Here is a 17,345-nt window from a genome sequence, read left to right as displayed (position 1 = left end):
GGACCCGCGCCCCCCTGGCCGGCCGTGCCCCCGACGGGCCCGGCGCGTCGGCGCGGCGCCCGCGGCTGACCGGTCGCGCGATGATCCTCGTGCTCGTGCTCGCCGTGCTCGCGGTGTCCTACGCCTCCTCGGCGCGGGCCTACCTCCAGCAGCGGGCCCACCTCGACGACCTGCGCACCGAGATCGCGGAGCGCCAGGCCGACATCGACGTGCTCGAGCGCGAGCAGCGGCGCTGGGAGGACCCGGCGTACGTCGAGCAGGTGGCGCGCGAGCGCTTCGGCTACGTCATGCCCGGCGAGCGCTCCTTCGTGGTGCTCGACGAGGACGGCGAGCCGCTCGAGGCCGAGGCCACGCTCACCGACCCCGCCGACGTCGCGCCCGAGGAGCCCACCGCGTGGTGGGACGAGGCGTGGGCGTCGGTCGAGACCGCCGGACGCCCCCCGAAGGACGAGGGCACCCCGCCCGCCACCGAGATCGACGGCTCCCCGGAGCAGGCCCCCAGCGGCCAGGAGGACAGCGACCAGTGATCGACCCCGCCGACGAGGCGGCCATCGGCGAGCAGCTGGGCCGTGAGCCCCGCGCCATCCACGCCGTGGGCCACCGCTGCCCGTGCGGCAGCCCCGACGTCGTCACCACCGAGCCGCGCCTGCCCAACGGCACGCCCTTCCCGACGACCTTCTACCTCACCTGCCCCCGCGCCGCCTCCCGCATCGGGACCCTGGAGGGCTCGGGGCTGATGAAGGAGATGGAGGCCCGCCTCGGCGAGGACCCCGAGCTGGCCGCGGCCTACGCCCGCGCCCACGAGCGCTACCTCGAGGCCCGCGGCGAGCTGGAGCAACGGACCGGCGCGGTGCCCGAGATCGCCGGCATCTCCGCCGGGGGCATGCCGAGCCGGGTCAAGTGCCTGCACGTGCTCGCCGGCCAGGCCCTGGCGCAGGGCCCCGGCGTCAACCCGCTGGGCGACGAGGTGCTCGCGCTGCTGGGCCCGTGGTGGGAGCAGGGTCCGTGCGTCGGCCCGTAGCCGCCGTCGACTGCGGCACCAACACGATCAAGCTGCTGGTCGGCACCATGCCGGAGGTGCTGGTGCGCGAGGCCACCGTCGTGCGCCTCGGCGCGGGCGTCGACCGCACCGGACGGCTCTCCCCGGAGGCGCTGGAGCGCACCTTCGCCGAGGTCGAGCGCTACGCCGCGATCCTGGCCGAGCACGGGGTGCGACCCGAGGACGTCCGCTTCTGCGCCACCTCGGCCACCCGCGACGCGAGCAACGCCGAGGACTTCCGCGAGGGCGTGCGCGCGCGCCTCGGGGTGCTGCCCGAGGTGCTCTCCGGCGCCGAGGAGGCCGCCCTGGCCTACGCCGGGGCCGTGCGCGAGCTCGACGCGCCGGCCGAGCCGGTGCTGGTCGTCGACGTCGGCGGCGGCTCGACCGAGCTGATCCTCGGCGGGGCGGCACCGACGGCGGCGCACTCGATGGACGTCGGCTCGGTGCGCCTGCACGAGCGGCACCTGCACTCCGACCCGCCGACCGCGGACGAGGTGGCGGCCTGCGTCGCCGACGTCGACGCCGCCCTCGACGCCTGCCCGGTCGACGCCGCCGCGGCCCGCACGGTGGTCTGCGTCGCCGGTACCGCGACCTCGGTCGCCGCGGGGGTGCTGGGCCTGCCGGCCTACGACCGCGACGCCGTCGACCAGGCCGAGCTCCCCGTCGAGGCGGTGCACGAGCTGACCGAGCGGCTGCTCGCGATGACGGTGGCCGAGCGGCTGGCCCTGCCCTGGATGCACCCGGGACGCGCCGACGTCATCGGGGCCGGTGCCCTGGTGCTCTCGCGGGTGCTGCGACGCACCGCGGTCGCCGGGGTCGTGGCCTCCGAGACCGACATCCTCGACGGGATCGCCTGGTCGGTGGCCGCCCCCGCAGGGGTGGTGCCGCCCGCCTGAGCGCGACGGCACAGTGGGGGGCTCGAGTGATCCACCCCCCACAGGAGGAGAACGACCGATGAGCAAGACCACCCTGATCGCCGCCGGAGCCGTCGGCTACGTGCTGGGCGCCCGCGCCGGCCGTGACCGCTACGACGAGATCGTCACCGCCGCCCGCAAGGTCGCGCACGACCCGCGCGTGCAGTCGGCCAAGGACAGGGCCGCCGACACCGCCCGCACCCAGGCCACCGCTGCTGCCGAGGTCGCCCGCGAGAAGGCCGGCGACGTGGCCGCTGCCGCCAAGGACAAGATGAGCAGCGACGACGCGGCGTCCCCGACCGGAGGCCCGGTCGCCACCCAGACCACCACCCAGACCACCACCCAGACCCCGCTCTGAGGTCGGGCCGGTGCCGGACGGGCTGCCCCACCCGCTGACCGGCGAGGTCTTCGCCTCGCCGGTGCGGCCCGGCACCGGCTGGCCCGACGACCCGGCCGAGCCCCGCACCCCACTGGAGCTGCTCGCCCGCGAGGTGACCACCTGCCGGGCCTGCCCGCGGCTGGTCGCCTGGCGCGAGGAGGTGGCGCTCATGAAGCGCGCCGCCTTCGCCGAGCAGCCCTACTGGGGGCGGCCCGTCGCCGGCTGGGGCGCCGAGCACCCGCGGGTGCTGGTCGTCGGCCTCGCCCCGGCCGCCCACGGCGCCAACCGCACGGGTCGGATCTTCACCGGCGACCGCTCCGGCGACTGGCTCTTCGCCTCGCTGCACCGCGTCGGGCTGGCGGAGCGCCCCACCAGCGAGCACGCCGGCGACGGTCAGCGCCTGGTGCACACGCGCATGGTGGCCGCCGTGCGCTGTGCCCCGCCGCAGAACAGGCCGACCCCGGCCGAGCGCGACACCTGCGCCCCCTGGCTCGACCGCGAGCTGGCCCTGGTGGGCGAGCACGTGCGCGTCGTGGTCGCGCTCGGCGCCTTCGGCTGGGCGGCGGCGCTGGGCGGCGTACGGCGGGCCGGGTGGCAGGTGCCGCGGCCGGCCGCGAGGTTCGGCCACGGTGCGCAGGCGCGGCTCGTGCGGCCCGACGGCGAGGAGGTGGCGCTGCTGGGCTGCTACCACCCCAGCCAGCAGAACACGTTCACGGGGCGGCTGACGGAGCCGATGCTGGACGAGGTGCTCGGCCGCGCCGCGGCCCTTGCGACAATGGAGCGGTGAGCACCCCCACGCCGCCCCCGACCCAGCACGCGATCACCGTCCTGGGCCACGACCGCCCGGGGATCATCGCCGAGACCACCGGCCGCCTGGCCGAGCTCGGGCTGAACCTCGAGGACTCCACGATGACCCTGCTGCGGGGTCACTTCGCGATGATGCTGGTCTGCGCGGGCGAGCCCTCGGCCGCGTCGATCGAGGCGGCCCTGGCGCCGCTGGCCGACGACGGCTCGCTCACCGTGACCGTGCGTGCGGTGTCGCCGGGCGCCGGCGCCGCGCCCGCGGGCAGCTCCTGGGTGCTCACCGTGCACGGCGGCGACCGACCCGGCATCGTGTCGTCGGTGGTGGGCCGCGTCGCCGAGGTCGGCGGCAACATCACCGACCTCACCACCCGCCTGGCCGGCGACCTCTACCTCCTCGTGGCCGAGATCGACCTGCCCGCCGGGGCCGACGTCGACGCCCTCGAGGCCGCCGTGCGCACCGCGGCGACGGCGCTGGGCGTCGGGGCCACGCTGCGCCGCGCCGAGGCCGACGACCTGTGAGCGCTGTCGATCCCCGGGTGGCGGCCTGGACCGAGGCCGAGCTCGGCGTGGAGGGCCGGGTGCTCGACGTCGTCACCGCGCCGGCGCCTGTGCTGTCGAGCGTGGGGGAGCGGGTCGACCCGACCTCCGCCGAGGTCGTGCGGCTCGCGGCCGACCTCGTGGCCACGATGCGGGTCAGCCCGGGCTGCGTCGGCCTGGCCGCCCCGCAGGTGGGGGTCGGGGCGCAGGTCTTCTGCGTCGACGTCTCCGAGCACCCCAAGACCCGCGAGCACCACGGCACCTTCGTGCTCTGCAACGCCGAGGTGGTCTCCTCCAGCCGCAACGAGAAGGCCCGCGAGGGCTGCATGAGCGTGCCCGACCTCACCGGCGACGTGAAGCGGGCCGGCCGGATCACGGTGCGCGGCCAGCTGCCCGGCACCGGCGAGGAGGTGGAGATCTCGACCAGCGCCTTCGAGGCCCGTGCCCTGCAGCACGAGATCGACCACTGCCAGGGGCTGCTGTTCCTCGACCGCGCCGCCGGCGCCCACGCGATCTACGCTCGCAAGACCTACCTCTAGGCGCTCCCCCGGAGCGGGCCCCCGTATCCCAACGGCAGAGGAAGGCGCCTTAAAAGCGCCGCAGTGTGGGTTCGAGTCCCACCGGGGGCACACCGTCAACGAGGGCTCGTGTCGCGATGAGTCCGCGGCCGGAACCCGGTCGGACCACCCAGGACGCCGGCGACGGGCCGGCTCGAGGACCGAGGAGATCTCCGTGACCCGCATGATGTTCGTGAACCTGCCTGTGGCCGACGTGGCGGCCAGCCGCGCGTTCTGGGAAGGTCTGGGCTTCACCTTCAACGATGACTACAGCGACGAGCGAGCGGCCTGCATGGTCGTCAACGACTCCGCATGCGCCATGCTCCTGCGCCAGGACTACTTCCACTCCTTCCACGGCACCACCGCCCCGCCGTCGGGAGACCAGGTGCTGGTGGCGCTCACCGCGTCCGACGCCGCGGAGGTCGACTGCACGGTGGAGCGGGCGCTCGCCGCCGGCGGATCGCCGGCGGGCGCCAAGCAGGAGCACCCGGGGATGTACGGCTGGTCCTTCCGCGACCTCGACGGTCATGTCTGGGAGCTGGCTGCGATGGGCGGTTGACCTCAGGTCGACCTGAAGGGGGAGCATGGGCCCATGACCGACGACATGTGGACCGCGGAGTTCTGGGACGAGCGCTACTCCTCCTCCGAGCGGATCTGGAGCGGCGCCCCCAACCCCCACCTCGTCGACGTCGTCGGCGGGCTCGCCCCCGGCTCGGCGGTCGACATCGGCTGCGGCGAGGGGGCCGACGTGCTGTGGCTGGCCCACCGCGGCTGGCGCACCACCGGCGTCGACCTCTCGCAGGTGGCCCTCGACCGGGGGGCGGCCCGGGCGGCGCAGGAGGGGGTCGGGGCCACCTGGCTGCAGACGGACCTGCTCGCCGAGACCCTGCCCGAGCAGTACGACCTGGTCAGCGCCCACTTCGTGCACGTGCCGACCCAGCTCTTCGCGCCGCTCTACACCCGCCTCGGCGCCGCCGTCGCGCCCGGAGGCTCGCTGCTGGTGGTGGGCCACCACCCCCACGACGTCGAGACCGGGGTGCGCCACCACCACGGCGACGACATCCTCTTCACCCCCGACCGGGTCGTGGGCCTGCTCGACCCGCAGCACTGGGACGTGCGCCGCGCCGACGCCCCGACCCGCACGCAGCAGGTGGAGGGCGCCGAGGTCGCCGTGACCGACACGGTCGTGCACGCCGTACGCCGCTAGCGCCGGTCGGGTGTCGGGGCCCGCCGGCGGCTCAGGAGATTCACAGCCGCACCGGGAACGCCCCGGACGGGTGTGACGTTGAGGCTGGTGAGGACCCCTACAGTGGTCCCCACTCAGTGAACCGTCAGGGAGACGGTCACCACCGGCCTCCAAGGAGAGACCAATGCAGAGCAACAACCCGGTGTTCCGCCGGTCGGAGGAGTTCAACCGCTCCGGCGCGAACGCCTACGGCAACCAGACCTACGCGGGCAACGGGTACCCCGGCTACTCGAACGACCCCTCGCAGTGGGGCGTCGGCACCCCGGGCGGCCCCGCCCAGCAGACGCCGGCCACCACCGGTCCGATGACGATCGACAGCGTCGTGCAGAAGACGGCGATCACGCTCGGCGTGGTCATCCTGACCGCCCTCGCGACCTGGATCGCCATGCCGGAGGTCACCGAGACCACCGCCGAGACCGCCCTGCCCACGGTGGGCGCGGCCGCGACGATCGGCGCGCTCGGCGCCTTCGCGCTGTCGATGGTCAACTCCTTCAAGCGGGTCATCAGCCCGGCTCTCGTGCTCGTCTTCGCCGCCTTCGAGGGTGTCGCCCTCGGCGCGCTGAGCCTGCTCTTCAACGTCATGTACCCCGGCGTCGTCCAGGGCGCGGTCATCGGCACCTTCGCGGCCTTCGCCGGCACGCTGGCGGCCTACAAGGTCCTCAACATCCAGGTCACCCCGAAGTTCCGGATGATGGTGACCGCCGCCGTGCTCGGCATGGTCGGCCTGGCCGTCATGGAGCTCGTGCTCGGCCTCTTCGGCGCCCAGATCGGCTTCTTCGGTGTCGGCACCGGCCTCAGCCTCGTCTTCGCGGTGGTCGGTCTGGTGCTCGGCGTCTTCATGCTGATCATGGACTTCGACTTCGTCGAGCAGGGCATCGCCAACGGCCTGCCCGAGCGCGAGTCGTGGCGCGCGGCGTTCGCGATGACCGTGAGCCTGGTCTGGATCTACACCAACCTGCTGCGCATCCTGGCCTTCTTCCAGCAGGACTGACCCAGGAGCAGCACCCACCTGTCCGGCCCCGCTAGGTCGGCGTGGAACACGGAACCCCCCGGACCTCGGTCCGGGGGGTTCCGTCCGTCTGCGCCACCGTCTGCGTCTGCGCCTGCGTCTGCGCCGGGGTCGTGGGGCGAGTCAGCCGCGGGCGAGCTCGGGGTCGGGCGTGCCCTGCTCGCCCGCGTCCTCGTCGTGCTCGTCGGGGGTCTCGCCCTCGGTCTCGGGCCGGCGACGACGGTGGCGCAGCTCGACCCACAGGCCGCGCACGCCGAGCCGGTTGCCACCGATCTCGGTGCCGCCCAGCTCGGTGCCGGGGTGGTTGACGGCCTGGATCGCGGCGGCGGTGATGGGCAGCACGCCCTCGCCCCGCAGGGCCTCGAGCTGGGCCTCGTCGGTGTCGATGACGCCGAGCGCCGCCAGCGTGGAGGGCAGCAGCACCGCGGAGAGCGAGCGGTAGCCGGCGGCGGAGGGGTGGAACTGGTCGGGGCCGAAGAGCAGCGCGGGCGCCGCGGCGAACTCGGGTCCGAGCACCGAGGCCAGCGACACGGTGCGCCCGCCCTCCTCAATGACCGCGATGGTCTGGCCCGCGGCCAGGCGGCGCGACCAGGCGCGGGCGACCTGCTTGAGCGGCGGGGCGATGGGCTTGAGGGTGCCGAGGTCGGGGCAGGTGCCGACGACGACGGCCACCCCGGCCTCGCGGAGGCGGCGCACCCCCTCGGAGAGGTGGCGCACCGAGACCGCGGGCGTCACGACGTGGGTGACGTCGTTGGCGCCGATGAGGATGACCGCGACGTCGGGCTCGATGGGCAGCGCCCGGTCGATCTGCTCGCCGAGGTCGGAGGACTTGGCGCCGACGACGGCGAAGTCGCGCAGGTAGACCCGGCGGTCGGCGTGCTCGGCGACGCCGGAGGCGATCAGCGCGCCGGGGGTCTCCTCGACCCGCTCGACGCCGTAGCCCGCGGCACTGGAGTCACCGAGCAGGGCGACCTTGATCGCGGGCCCGGGCCGGCCGCGGCCGTACCAGCCGGTCGGGTCGGGCGGCGGCTCCTCGAGGATCGGCCCGATCGTCTTGCGCGCCAGGCGCGCCTCGGCGGTCAGGACGCCGTAGAGACCGGCGCCGAGCACCGACAGACCGCCGCCGCCGAAGGCAGCGGCGGAGGCGAGCTTGCGTGCCGCTGCTGCTTTTCCCACGCGGGGATTCTACGGAGCACGCCCGTCCACACTTCGCCGGGAGGGGTGAACGGGCCCTAGATTGACCGGGTGCAGTACGTCGACTCGCTCCTGGACCTGATCGGCAACACCCCGCTGGTGCGCCTCTCGCGCACCCTCGACCTGCCCGCGACGGGTGGCCCGCTGGTGCTGGCCAAGGTGGAGTACCTCAACCCGGGCGGGTCGGTGAAGGACCGCATCGCCACCCGGATGATCGAGGCGGCCGAGGCCTCCGGCGCGCTGCAGCCCGGCGGCACGATCGTGGAGCCGACCTCCGGCAACACCGGTGTCGGGCTGGCCATGGTCGCCCAAGCCAAGGGCTACCGCTGCGTCTTCGTGTGCCCCGACAAGGTCAGCGAGGACAAGCGCAACGTGCTCAAGGCCTACGGCGCCGAGGTCGTGGTCTGCCCGACGGCGGTGGCCCCGGAGCACCCCGACTCCTACTACAACGTCTCCGACCGCCTGGCCTCCCAGCCCGGCGCCTGGAAGCCCGACCAGTACTCCAACCCCCACAACCCGCGCTCGCACTACGAGACCACCGGCCCGGAGATCTGGGCGCAGACCGAGGGCCGGATCACCCACCTGGTGTGCGGTGTCGGCACCGGCGGCACGATCAGCGGCACCGGGCGCTACCTCAAGGAGCAGGCCGCCGCGGCCGGCCGCGAGATCCAGGTGGTCGGTGCCGACCCGGCCGGGTCGGTCTACTCCGGCGGCACCGGGCGGCCCTACCTCGTCGAGGGCGTCGGCGAGGACTTCTGGCCCGAGACCTACGACCGCGGCGTCGCCGACCGCATCATCGAGGTCTCCGACGCCGACTCCTTCGCCTTCACCCGCCGCCTGGCCCGCGAGGAGGCGCTCCTGGTGGGCGGCTCGTGCGGCATGGCGGCCTACGCCGCGCGCCGGCTGGCCCACGAGCTGGCCGGCACCCCCGAGGGCGAGGACGCCGTCATCGTCGTCATCCTCCCCGACTCCGGGCGCGGCTACCTGACCAAGATCTTCAACGACGACTGGCTGGCGCAGTACGGCTTCCCCTCCGGCGACGGCGCCCCCCACGCCCAGACCGTGGGGGAGGTGCTGCGCGGCAAGTCCGGCCAGCTGCCCGACCTGGTGCACACCCACCCGGCCGAGACCATCGCCGAGGCCGTGGCGATCCTCCAGGAGTACGGCGTCTCGCAGATGCCCGTCGTGCGCGCCGAGCCGCCGATCGTCGCGGCCGAGGTCGCCGGCGCCGTCTCCGACCGTGCCCTGCTCGACGCCCTCTACGCCGGCACCGCGCGGCTCACCGACCCGGTCGAGGAGCACATGTCGCCGCCGCTGCGCACCATCGGCGCCGGCGAGGACGCCCGCGAGGCGGTGCACCTGCTGGAGGAGGTCGACGCCGTGCTCGTGCAGGAGGACGGCAAGCCCGTCGGGGTGCTCACGCGCCAGGACCTGCTGGCCTTCCTCGCGCGCTCCTGAGGCCGCGCATGGTCGCCCCCGCGGGGGTCACGGGTGTTCACCCACCCGGGTGACATCACGGGACGCACCGGCCACACCTGTGGTGGGGTGGCCGCGGACCGCTGACCCCCGGCGGATCCTGGAGGCGGTGGACGCGACGTGTGGGACTTCGTCAGGGAACGGCAGGACCAGATCCTGTACAACACGTTCCAGCACTTCAACCTGGTGATGCAGGCCGTGCTGGTGGCCAGCGTGCTGGCGGTGCTGCTGGCCGTGGTGATCGTGCGCTACTCGTGGCTCCAGGGCCTGGCCAACGCGCTGAGCGCGATCGGCCTCACCATCCCGGCCCTGGCACTGGTCGGCGTGATGCTGGCCCTCACCGGCATCCAGCCGATCTCGGCCTTCGTCGCGGTCGCCTTCTACGCCCTCCTGCCGGTGCTGCGCAACGCCGTGGTCGGCCTCCAGGGCGTCGACCCGACGCTGGTGGAGTCGGCCCGCGGCATGGGCATGAGCCCGCTGGCGGTGCTGTGGCGGGTGCGCCTGCCGCTGGCGTGGCCCGTCATCCACGCCGGGGTGCGCACGTCGACCCAGATGTCGATGGGCATCGCGGCGATCGCGGCGTACATCCTCGGACCGGGTCTCGGCGGCTACATCTTCACCGGCCTGGCGCAGATCGGCGGCGCCAACGCCGTCAACTACGCCCTGGTCGGCACCCTCGGCATCGTCCTCGTCGCCCTCGTGGCCGACGTGCTCCTGCTGCTCCTCGGGCGGCTCACCATCTCGAAGGGAATCAGGGCATGACCACGCAGCACACGACCGGGCACACCACCGGGCAGACCACCGGCATCAGCGGGGCGGAGATCCGCCTCGAGGAGGTCGTCAAGCGCTACCCCGGCCAGAAGACCGCGGCGGTGGAGTCGCTGTCGCTGACCATCCCCGCCGGCGAGATCGTGATGTTCGTCGGCCCGTCGGGCTGCGGCAAGACCACCTCGCTGAAGATGATCAACCGGCTCATCGAGCCCACCTCGGGCACGATCCTCATCGACGGCGAGGACGTGCGGAGGAGCAGCGCCGACGAGCTGCGCCGCAAGATCGGCTACGTCATCCAGGGCGGCAGCCTCTTCCCCCACATGACCGTGGCCAAGAACATCGCGATCGTGCCCAAGATGCTCGGCTGGGACGCCTCGCGGGTCAAGGGCCGCGTCGACGACCTGCTCGACCTCGTCGGGCTCGACCCCTCGCGCTACCGCGACCGCTACCCCCGCGAGCTCTCCGGCGGGCAGCAGCAGCGCGTGGGCGTGGCCCGCGGCCTGGCCGCCGACCCGCCGGTGATCCTCATGGACGAGCCCTTCGGCGCCGTCGACCCCATCACCCGCCAGCGCCTGCAGGACGAGCTGCTCTCGATCCAGCGCGAGCTGCGCAAGACCATCGTCTGCGTCACCCACGACATCGACGAGGCGATCAAGCTCGGCGACCGGATCGTGATCCTGCGCGAGGGCGGCCACATCGCGCAGTACGACACCCCTGAGGTCGTGCTCGCCTCGCCGGCCGACGACTTCGTCAGCGACTTCGTGGGCTCCGGCTCCACGCTCAAGCAGCTCAGCCTGGCCCGGGTCAACGAGGTCGACCTGCGCGAGACCGTCACCGCCCGCATCGGCGAGCCCACCGCCGACGCCGTGCAGCGGGCCGAGGCGGCCGGCGAGCGCTCCGTGATCGTGCTCGACGACCGTGACCGCCCCCGCGGCTGGCCCTGGCTGCGCCAGCTCAAGGGCGACCGGATCGTCGAGCCCACCGAGGACCTCGTCACCGTCGACGAGCGCTCGACGCTCAACGACGCCCTCGACACCATGCTCACCAGCAGCCACGGCGCCGCCGTGGTCACCGGTGACCGCGACCGCTACATCGGCATCGTCACCTTCGACACCGTCACCGACCACATGCGCCTGCTCGAGGACCGCGCCGTGGAGGAGCGGGCCCACGAGCAGGCGGCGGGGGAGCGGGCATGAGCGCCACGAGCGCCACGACGGCCTCGGCCGGCGCGACGGTCGACCCGACCGGCGAGGCCCCGCCGGCGAAGCGCCGGGGACGGCGCCTCGACCCGGAGATGCTGCTGCTCCTCGTGCTGCCGCCGGTGCTGGTCGCGCTGGCCTTCGGGGCCTGGGTCGTGTGGCGCCAGACCGCCGACCTCGACTCCGTGGAGCAGAGCCAGCTGGCCTGGTCGACGGTCACCTCGCTCATGGTCGAGCACGTCAAGCTCACCGCCGTGGCCGGTCTGCTCGTCGTCGCCGTCGCCGTGCCCCTGGGCATCGCGCTGACCCGGGGCCGGCTCAAGGCCGCCTCGCCCGTGGTCGTGGGCCTGGCCAACGCCGGCCAGGCCGCACCTGCCGTCGGGCTGATCGTGCTGCTCGCGCTGTGGCTCGGCTTCGGCTTCGGCACCGCGATCATCGCCCTGGTGGTCTACGGCGTGCTGCCCGTGCTCCGCAACACCATCGTCGGCCTCCAGGGCGTCGACCCCACCCTGGTCGAGGCCGGGCGCGGCATCGGGATGACCTCGGCGTCGGTGCTGCTGCGCGTCGAGCTGCCGCTGGCGCTGCCGGTGATCATGTCGGGCGTGCGCACCGCGCTGGTGCTCATCGTCGGCACCGCCGCACTGGCGACCTTCATCAACGCCGGCGGGCTCGGCGCCATGATCGTCGCCGGCATCAACCTGTTCCGCTACTCGCTGGTCGTCTCCGGCGCGCTGCTCGTGGCCCTGCTCGCCCTCCTCGTGGAGTGGCTGGGCCGGGTCCTGGAGTTCGTCGCCCGACCGAAGGGGGTCTGAGATGACCGGTCCTGCCACCCGCCCCACCCGCCCCACCCGTCTGCGCACGCGCGCCCGCCGCCTGGCCGCCACCGGGCTGGCCGTCGCGGCGCTGGCCGTGCCTGCGGGCTGCGGCCTGGGCACCGCCGGCGGCTACGTGCCCGACGCGACCCTGGCCGGTCCGCTCGAGGGCGTCTCGCTGGAGGGCACCGAGATCGCCGTGGGCTCGAAGAACTTCTCCGAGAACATCCTGCTCGGCAAGATCGTGCTCATCCTGATGAAGGCTGCCGGCGCCGAGGTCACCGACCTCACCAACATCCCCGGCAGCAACTCCGCCCGCCAGGCCCAGGTGCAGGGCGAGATCGACGCGATGTGGGAGTACACCGGCACGGCCTGGATCTCCTACCTCGGCGAGGACGAGCCGATCGAGGGCACCGAGGAGCAGTACGAGGCGGTCGCCGAGCGCGACCTGGCCGAGAACGACCTTCGCTGGCTGCCGCCCACCCCGGCCAACAACACCTACGGCTTCGCCATGACCGCGCAGAGCGCCGAGCGGCTGGGCATCACCAAGCTCTCGCAGATCCAGGACATCCCCGTCGACGAGCGCACCTTCTGCGTGGAGTCGGAGTTCGAGAACCGGCCCGACGGCCTGCCGGGCATGCTGAAGACCTACGACATCCCGCGCGGCGAGGCCCAGGGCACCCCCGACGACAACATCGGGCTCTACCAGACCGGCGCGATCTACGAGGCGACCGCGCAGGGGGAGTGCACCTTCGGCGAGGTGTTCACCACCGACGGTCGGATCCTGGCCCTCGACCTCACCGTGCTCGAGGACGACCGGCAGTACTTCCCCAACTACAACATCTCGCTGGTGGTGGGCGAGCAGCTGGTCGAGGACCACCCCGAGATCGAGGAGCTCGTCGACCCGGTGGCCGCCGAGCTGACCAACGAGGTGCTGCTGGGACTCAACGCCGAGATCGACGTCGCGGGCCGCGAGGCCTCCGACGTGGCCGAGGACTGGCTGCGCGAGGAGGGCTTCATCGCCTGAGCGGCAGCTCCATGAGGATCAGGTCGGGCCGGTCGGCGCGCAGCCAGGCGGGCCGGGCGGTGCCCACCTCGACCCAGCCGCGCCGGCGGTAGACGGCCAGCGCGCGCGGGTGGGAGGGGGCGACGTCGAGCACCGGCCGCAGCCCGGCGTCGCGGATCCAGGCGACGGCGCGGTCGAGCAGCAGCCCGCCCGTGCCGGTGCCCTGGGTCGCGGGGTCGACGTAGAGCACCGCCACCATGGCCGGGGCGGGCTCGGGGGCCGGGCGCGCGAAGGCCTCGGCCAGGTCGGGCGGCACGTCGGTGACCGAGACGTGGCCGACCACGCGCCCCTCGCGCTCGGCCACCCAGGCCGCGCGCTCGCCGGGGCGCACCACGAACTCCTCGGCGGGGAAGGGCAGCGGCCAGCGCATCGGGTAGCCCGAGCCGGGCTGCTGGGCGGCCAGCACCGCGACCAGGGCGGGCAGGTCGTCGGGGCGGCGCGGCCGCACCGCGACGGAGGCACGTACGTCGGGCACGTCGCCATCCTGCCGCCCCGGTAGCCTCCGGGCCGTGCCGACCCCCGCGACCCCCTCGAGCCACGTGCTCGACCTCTTCGCGGTGCCCGAGGTCGTCGAGCCGCTCCCCGGGGCGCTCACCGACAGCGTGCGCGCCGGGGACCTCGTGCTCAGCCCCGGTCGGGACGCCGCCGTGCAGGGCTGGCTCAGCCCGCTGCTGGCGCGCCTGGCCGTGCGCCTCGACGAGCGCCCCGACCGCCGGGCCCAGGACCTGCGGGTGGCGATGCCGGTGCCGGCGCGCGACGGCGCCTGGGTCGTCGAGGGGTGGGCGGCCAGCCGCTGGGAGCCGGGCACGACCGCCTGCCTCGACCCTGCGGTGACGCTGGCCGCGGGGCGGCTGCTTCACGCCCGGCTGGCCCCGCTCGTGACCGAGCCGCCCGCGGTGGTGCTGGAGCGCACCGACGCCCGGGCCCGCGCCGAGCGGCTGGCCTTCGCGGGCGGCGCCGACCTGCGTGCCGCGGCCGGCACGCTCCCGGCCGGTGCCGCGGGACTCGTGCGCCGCGTCGCCGACCTGCTCGACGGGCTCGACCCCGACGCGGCCTCCCCGGCGGCGACCCGCCACCAGCTCGTGCACGCCGACCTCGCGGGGCACGTGCTGCTCGACGCCGCCGGGGCCCCGGTGGTGGTCGACGTCGACCCGGCGTGGCGCCCGCCGCTGTGGGCCGAGGCGGTCGCCGCCCTCGACCTCGTGCGCGGCGGCGCCGACCCCGCCCGCCTCGACCGCTACGCCGGTGCGGCGACCCGCGCCGCGCTGCTGCGGGCGCTGCTCTTCGGGGCGCTGGTCGACCCCGCGGCCGACGTCGCGGCGTACACGGCGGTGCTCGACCGGCTGGACGTGGTAGATCTGGGTGGTCACGACGGGCCCCCGCGGCCCGACCCGGTGGCCGAGACCGAGGAGCTGCACCGTGGCTGACCAGACACAGAGCGATCAGGGCGACCGGAGCGGGCAGGCCGGGCAGGACCGTCCGGTCCGCGTGTTCCTCCTCGACGACCACGAGGTGGTGCGCCAGGGCATCCGTGCGCTGCTGGAGCAGTCGGGCGGCATCGAGGTGGTGGGGGAGTCGGGCTCGGCGCACGAGGCCATCTCCCGCATCCCCGCCCTGCGCCCCGACGTGGCCGTGCTCGACGCCCGCCTGCCCGACGGCTCGGGCATCGAGGTGTGCCGCGCGGTGCGCGCCGTGGACCCCGGCATCAAGGCCCTGGTGCTGACCTCCTACGACGACGACGAGGCCCTCTTCGCCGCGATCATGGCCGGCGCCGCGGGCTACGTGCTCAAGCAGATCCGCGGCCAAGACCTCGTCGGCGCCGTGCGCTCGGTCGCCATGGGGCACTCCCTCATCGACCCCGCCCTCACCGCCCGGGTGCTCGACCGGGTGCGCACCGGCTCGGCGACCGTGCCGGAGCTGGCCGAGCTGACCGAGCAGGAGCTCAAGCTGCTGGCCCTCATCGCCGAGGGCCTCACCAACCGCCAGATCGGCGAGCGGGTGCACCTGGCGGAGAAGACCGTGAAGAACTACGTGTCGAGCATCCTGGCCAAGCTCGGCCTGGAGCGGCGCACCCAGGCCGCCGTGCTGGCCAGCCGGCTGCTGGGCCCGGGCGCCGGGAGCCCCCGGGACTGAGCGGCACCCGGGTCCCACGGGCTCACGACCCGGCGCGGGCGCGCCACACCAGCACCGTGCCGCGCGGCTCGCGGGGGGCCAGCTCCAGGGAGCCCCCGAGCCCCTCGGCGCGGTGGGCGGCGTTGCGCAGCCCGCTCTCGACGCGCTCGACGGGCAGACCGCGACCGTCGTCCTCGACGCGCAGCGTCACCTCGCCGTCGTCGACGCCGAGGGTGACCCAGGCGGCCCCGGCCTCGGCGTGGCGGGCGATGTTGCTGAGGGCCTCGCGCAGCACCGGCAGCAGGTGCTCGCGCACCCGGGCGGTGACCGCGGTGTCGACCGGGCCCTCGGTGCGCAGCAGCGGGGTGAAGCCGAGCAGGGGGGCGGCGTCGCCGACCAGCTCGTCGAGCTCGTCGCGCAGGGTGGCGACGCTGCGGTGGCGCAGCGCGAAGATCGTGCCGCGGATGTCGCGGATCGTGGCGTCGAGGTCGTCGACGGCGCGGTCCACCCGCGCCGCGACCTCGCGGTCGGTGGTCAGCATGCCGGCGCCCTGCAGCTGCAGGCCGGTGGCGAAGAGGCGCTGGATCACCACGTCGTGGAGGTCGCGGGCGATCCGCTCCCGGTCGGAGACGACCGCCATCTGGGCCCGCTCGGCCAGCGCCTGCGCCCGGTCGAGGGACAGGGCGGCCTGGTCGGCGAAGGAGACCAGCAGCTCGCGCTCCTCGACGTCCTGCGGTCCGTGGGCGAGGTCGGTGACCACCGCGAGGGCGACCGGCGAGGTGAGGTGGGTCCGCACGGGCACCAGCACGACCGCCTGGCCCTCGACCTCGAGGTCGACCGGCTCCGGCAGCGGTCCCTCCACCGCGTCGACGTGGCCGGCGACGAGCGGCAGGGCGGCCTCGAGCAGGTCGGTGAACGCCTCGCGCTGGGCCTCGTGGCAGGCCAGCGCCGCGATCGTCGGGGCCTGCGGGCCGGTGGGCAGGCGCAGCACGGCCGCCGCGCGGGCACGCCCCACCGTGCGGGTCGCCTCGGCCACGCGCACCAGGGTGTCGCCCCGGTCGACGGGCGGCTGGAGGTGCTCGCCCAGCACCGCCGCGGCCTCCAGCCACTCCCGCCGTCGCTCGCTCAGGCCGTAGGCGCGTGCGTTGCCGATCACGAAGCCCGCCGCCGAGGCCAGCGCCTCGACCAGCGCGACGTCCTCGTCGGTGAAGCCGGGCTCGGGCCCCGGAGCGCCCTCGACAGGGCTTTTCTGGGTCAGGTAGAGGTTGCCGAAGACCGCGCCGCGCACCCGCACGGGCACCCCGAGGAAGGTCCGCATCGGAGGGTGGTGGGCGGGGAAGCCGTAGGAGGCGGGGTGGGCGGAGAGGTCCTGCAGGCGCAGCGGCTCCGGGTGGTCGACCAGCAGCCGCAGGATGCCCCGGCCGTGCGGCGGGGCGCCGATCGCCTCACGCTCGGCGTCGTCGAGGCCGGTGGTGACGAAGTCGGACAGGTCGCCGTCGCGGCCGATGACGCCGAGGGCGGCGTACTGGGCGCCGGTGAGCGCGGCGGCCGACTCCACGATGCGCAGCAGCACGCTGTGGAGGTCGAGGTCGGAGGAGATGGCGACCACGGCGTCCAGCAGCGCGTGGGTGGAGCCGCTGAGGTCGAGTCGACGGTGGGGCATCGGCTCAGTGTGGCGCACGGAGGGCCTCCTGCGTCAGGGCCGGCCCGGCCCGTCGCGCGGGGTCGGCCGGGCGGATCGGTCGGGCGGGTCGGGCGGGTCGGTCGGGTGGGTGAGGGCGGTCAGGCCGAGTGAGCGACCGACGACGCACCGAAGCTGCGGCCGGTGACGTCGGTGGTCGGCAGCGCGACCACGAGCGTGCGGGTGCCGGCGGCCCACGGCACGGGCCAGCACTCCCGCACCGCCGCCAGCTGGGCGGGGTCGGTCACGAACTCGCCGCGCCCCCGCACCACCACGCTCCAGCCGCTGCGGCTGGCCACGTCGAGCGCGTCGACCTCGAAGGCGACCAGGCCCTCGCGGGCGTGCGTGCCGACGATGCTCCACGGGCTGGTGCGCACGACCAAGCGGCCGTCGTGGAGCACGTAGGTCAGCGGCACGATGTGGGGCCCGCCCGGCGTGGAGACGGCCATCCGGCCGACCTCCGCCTCGCGCAGGTGGGCGATGCACTCGTCGGGGGAGAGGTCGCGGTGGTGGAGCACGCCTCCGAGCCTGCGCCGGGGCGCTCGGGCG

General features: G+C 74.6%; 21 protein-coding genes and 1 tRNA gene. 18 read left to right on the top strand and 4 right to left on the bottom strand.

The window, feature by feature from the left end; genetic code table 11:
- The 11 genes from LPA27_RS02770 to LPA27_RS02720 form a co-directional block, all read left to right on the top strand.
- Nucleotides 1-527, top strand: a 527-nt coding sequence (locus LPA27_RS02770; RefSeq protein ID WP_228941422.1) for an FtsB family cell division protein, incomplete at its 5' end; no start/stop codon positions are given.
- Nucleotides 524-1,021 carry a DUF501 domain-containing protein gene (locus LPA27_RS02765; protein WP_228941421.1) on the top strand — a complete coding sequence of 166 codons (498 nt, stop codon included), beginning with the start codon at nucleotides 524-526 and terminating at the stop codon, nucleotides 1,019-1,021. The genes LPA27_RS02770 and LPA27_RS02765, both read left to right, overlap by 4 nt.
- Complete coding sequence (locus LPA27_RS02760) at nucleotides 1,006-1,935, top strand: exopolyphosphatase (protein WP_228941420.1); 930 nt, start codon at nucleotides 1,006-1,008, stop codon at nucleotides 1,933-1,935. The genes LPA27_RS02765 and LPA27_RS02760 overlap by 16 nt, the downstream gene beginning before the upstream one ends.
- 58 nt (nucleotides 1,936-1,993) lie before the next feature.
- A complete protein-coding gene (locus tag LPA27_RS02755) occupies nucleotides 1,994-2,311 on the top strand; it encodes a hypothetical protein (protein WP_228941419.1) in 318 nt (105 codons plus the stop codon).
- A 10-nt stretch (nucleotides 2,312-2,321) separates the two neighbouring features.
- Nucleotides 2,322-3,119, top strand: a complete 798-nt coding sequence (locus tag LPA27_RS02750; RefSeq protein ID WP_324251231.1) for a uracil-DNA glycosylase — start codon at nucleotides 2,322-2,324, stop codon at nucleotides 3,117-3,119.
- Nucleotides 3,116-3,655 (top strand): glycine cleavage system protein R, encoded by a 540-nt coding sequence (locus tag LPA27_RS02745; protein WP_056904783.1) that lies wholly within the window; start codon nucleotides 3,116-3,118, stop codon nucleotides 3,653-3,655. The genes LPA27_RS02750 and LPA27_RS02745 overlap by 4 nt, the downstream gene beginning before the upstream one ends.
- Entirely contained in the window at nucleotides 3,652-4,212 is a 561-nt protein-coding gene (def, locus tag LPA27_RS02740) for a peptide deformylase (protein WP_228941418.1), read from the top strand. Before LPA27_RS02745 ends, def begins: the two co-directional genes overlap by 4 nt.
- 17 nt (nucleotides 4,213-4,229) lie before the next feature.
- A tRNA-Leu gene (locus LPA27_RS02735) sits at nucleotides 4,230-4,302 on the top strand.
- A 112-nt stretch (nucleotides 4,303-4,414) separates the two neighbouring features.
- Nucleotides 4,415-4,789 (top strand): VOC family protein, encoded by a 375-nt coding sequence (locus tag LPA27_RS02730; RefSeq protein ID WP_228941429.1) that lies wholly within the window; start codon nucleotides 4,415-4,417, stop codon nucleotides 4,787-4,789.
- 33 nt (nucleotides 4,790-4,822) lie between these two features.
- A complete protein-coding gene (locus LPA27_RS02725) occupies nucleotides 4,823-5,437 on the top strand; it encodes an SAM-dependent methyltransferase (RefSeq protein ID WP_228941417.1) in 615 nt (204 codons plus the stop codon).
- Between the two features lie 163 nt (nucleotides 5,438-5,600).
- Nucleotides 5,601-6,467 carry a Bax inhibitor-1/YccA family membrane protein gene (locus tag LPA27_RS02720; RefSeq protein WP_056862129.1) on the top strand — a complete coding sequence of 289 codons (867 nt, stop codon included), beginning with the start codon at nucleotides 5,601-5,603 and terminating at the stop codon, nucleotides 6,465-6,467.
- Nucleotides 6,468-6,608: 141 nt separating this feature from the next.
- Here the strand turns inward: LPA27_RS02720 and LPA27_RS02715 are convergent, their stop codons facing one another.
- Nucleotides 6,609-7,661 (bottom strand): SGNH/GDSL hydrolase family protein, encoded by a 1,053-nt coding sequence (locus LPA27_RS02715; protein ID WP_228941416.1) that lies wholly within the window; start codon nucleotides 7,659-7,661, stop codon nucleotides 6,609-6,611.
- 69 nt (nucleotides 7,662-7,730) lie between these two features.
- On the opposite strand from LPA27_RS02715, the gene LPA27_RS02710 reads away from it, so the two are divergent.
- The 5 genes from LPA27_RS02710 (at nucleotide 7,731) to LPA27_RS02690 (ending at nucleotide 12,964) form a co-directional block, all read left to right on the top strand.
- Nucleotides 7,731-9,137, top strand: coding sequence for a cystathionine beta-synthase (locus LPA27_RS02710; RefSeq protein ID WP_056862131.1), 1,407 nt, complete (start codon nucleotides 7,731-7,733; stop codon nucleotides 9,135-9,137).
- 138 nt (nucleotides 9,138-9,275) lie between these two features.
- A complete protein-coding gene (locus LPA27_RS02705) occupies nucleotides 9,276-9,917 on the top strand; it encodes an ABC transporter permease (RefSeq protein WP_056904780.1) in 642 nt (213 codons plus the stop codon).
- Complete coding sequence (locus tag LPA27_RS02700; protein ID WP_228941415.1) at nucleotides 9,914-11,122, top strand: ABC transporter ATP-binding protein; 1,209 nt, start codon at nucleotides 9,914-9,916, stop codon at nucleotides 11,120-11,122. Before LPA27_RS02705 ends, LPA27_RS02700 begins: the two co-directional genes overlap by 4 nt.
- Nucleotides 11,119-11,937, top strand: coding sequence for an ABC transporter permease (locus tag LPA27_RS02695; protein ID WP_228941414.1), 819 nt, complete (start codon nucleotides 11,119-11,121; stop codon nucleotides 11,935-11,937). Before LPA27_RS02700 ends, LPA27_RS02695 begins: the two co-directional genes overlap by 4 nt.
- 1 nt (nucleotide 11,938) lies before the next feature.
- Nucleotides 11,939-12,964 carry a glycine betaine ABC transporter substrate-binding protein gene (locus LPA27_RS02690; protein ID WP_228941413.1) on the top strand — a complete coding sequence of 342 codons (1,026 nt, stop codon included), beginning with the start codon at nucleotides 11,939-11,941 and terminating at the stop codon, nucleotides 12,962-12,964.
- Here LPA27_RS02690 and LPA27_RS02685 read toward each other — a convergent pair.
- A complete protein-coding gene (locus tag LPA27_RS02685) occupies nucleotides 12,954-13,478 on the bottom strand; it encodes a GNAT family N-acetyltransferase (RefSeq protein WP_228941412.1) in 525 nt (174 codons plus the stop codon). The two genes, LPA27_RS02690 and LPA27_RS02685, sit on opposite strands and share 11 nt — an antisense overlap.
- A gap of 34 nt (nucleotides 13,479-13,512) precedes the next feature.
- Here LPA27_RS02685 and LPA27_RS02680 point away from each other — a divergent pair, with 34 nt between their 5' ends.
- Both LPA27_RS02680 and LPA27_RS02675 read left to right on the top strand, forming a co-directional pair.
- Nucleotides 13,513-14,430, top strand: a complete 918-nt coding sequence (locus LPA27_RS02680) for a hypothetical protein (protein WP_228941411.1) — start codon at nucleotides 13,513-13,515, stop codon at nucleotides 14,428-14,430.
- On the top strand, nucleotides 14,423-15,136 hold the full coding sequence (locus LPA27_RS02675; RefSeq protein ID WP_416383224.1) for a response regulator: 714 nt from the start codon (nucleotides 14,423-14,425) through the stop codon (nucleotides 15,134-15,136). Before LPA27_RS02680 ends, LPA27_RS02675 begins: the two co-directional genes overlap by 8 nt.
- Nucleotides 15,137-15,158: 22 nt before the next feature.
- Here the strand turns inward: LPA27_RS02675 and LPA27_RS02670 are convergent, their stop codons facing one another.
- On the bottom strand, nucleotides 15,159-16,778 hold the full coding sequence (locus LPA27_RS02670) for a GAF domain-containing sensor histidine kinase (RefSeq protein WP_228941410.1): 1,620 nt from the start codon (nucleotides 16,776-16,778) through the stop codon (nucleotides 15,159-15,161).
- Nucleotides 16,779-16,897: 119 nt separating this feature from the next.
- Nucleotides 16,898-17,314, bottom strand: a complete 417-nt coding sequence (locus tag LPA27_RS02665) for a pyridoxamine 5'-phosphate oxidase family protein (protein WP_228941409.1) — start codon at nucleotides 17,312-17,314, stop codon at nucleotides 16,898-16,900.
- Nucleotides 17,315-17,345 lie beyond the last annotated feature (31 nt).

The sequence above is a fragment of the Nocardioides sp. Leaf374 genome, assembly GCF_916862475.1.
GTDB lineage: Bacteria > Actinomycetota > Actinomycetes > Propionibacteriales > Nocardioidaceae > Nocardioides > Nocardioides kribbensis.
The sequence above is the reverse complement of the archived record's forward strand: the minus strand, read 5'-3'. Positions and strand labels throughout refer to the sequence as shown.

Bases quoted from the DNA above. Each gene is read 5' to 3' on its own strand.
- LPA27_RS02755 (WP_228941419.1), top strand. From the start codon at position 1,994: ATGAGCAAGACCACCCTGATCGCCGCCGGAGCCGTCGGCTACGTGCTG.
- LPA27_RS02730 (WP_228941429.1), top strand. From the start codon at position 4,415: ATGATGTTCGTGAACCTGCCTGTGGCCGACGTGGCGGCCAGCCGCGCG.
- LPA27_RS02670 (WP_228941410.1), bottom strand. From the start codon at position 16,778: ATGCCCCACCGTCGACTCGACCTCAGCGGCTCCACCCACGCGCTGCTG.
- LPA27_RS02695 (WP_228941414.1), top strand. From the start codon at position 11,119: ATGAGCGCCACGAGCGCCACGACGGCCTCGGCCGGCGCGACGGTCGAC.
- LPA27_RS02725 (WP_228941417.1), top strand. From the start codon at position 4,823: ATGACCGACGACATGTGGACCGCGGAGTTCTGGGACGAGCGCTACTCC.
- LPA27_RS02700 (WP_228941415.1), top strand. From the start codon at position 9,914: ATGACCACGCAGCACACGACCGGGCACACCACCGGGCAGACCACCGGC.
- LPA27_RS02720 (WP_056862129.1), top strand. From the start codon at position 5,601: ATGCAGAGCAACAACCCGGTGTTCCGCCGGTCGGAGGAGTTCAACCGC.
- LPA27_RS02690 (WP_228941413.1), top strand. From the start codon at position 11,939: ATGACCGGTCCTGCCACCCGCCCCACCCGCCCCACCCGTCTGCGCACG.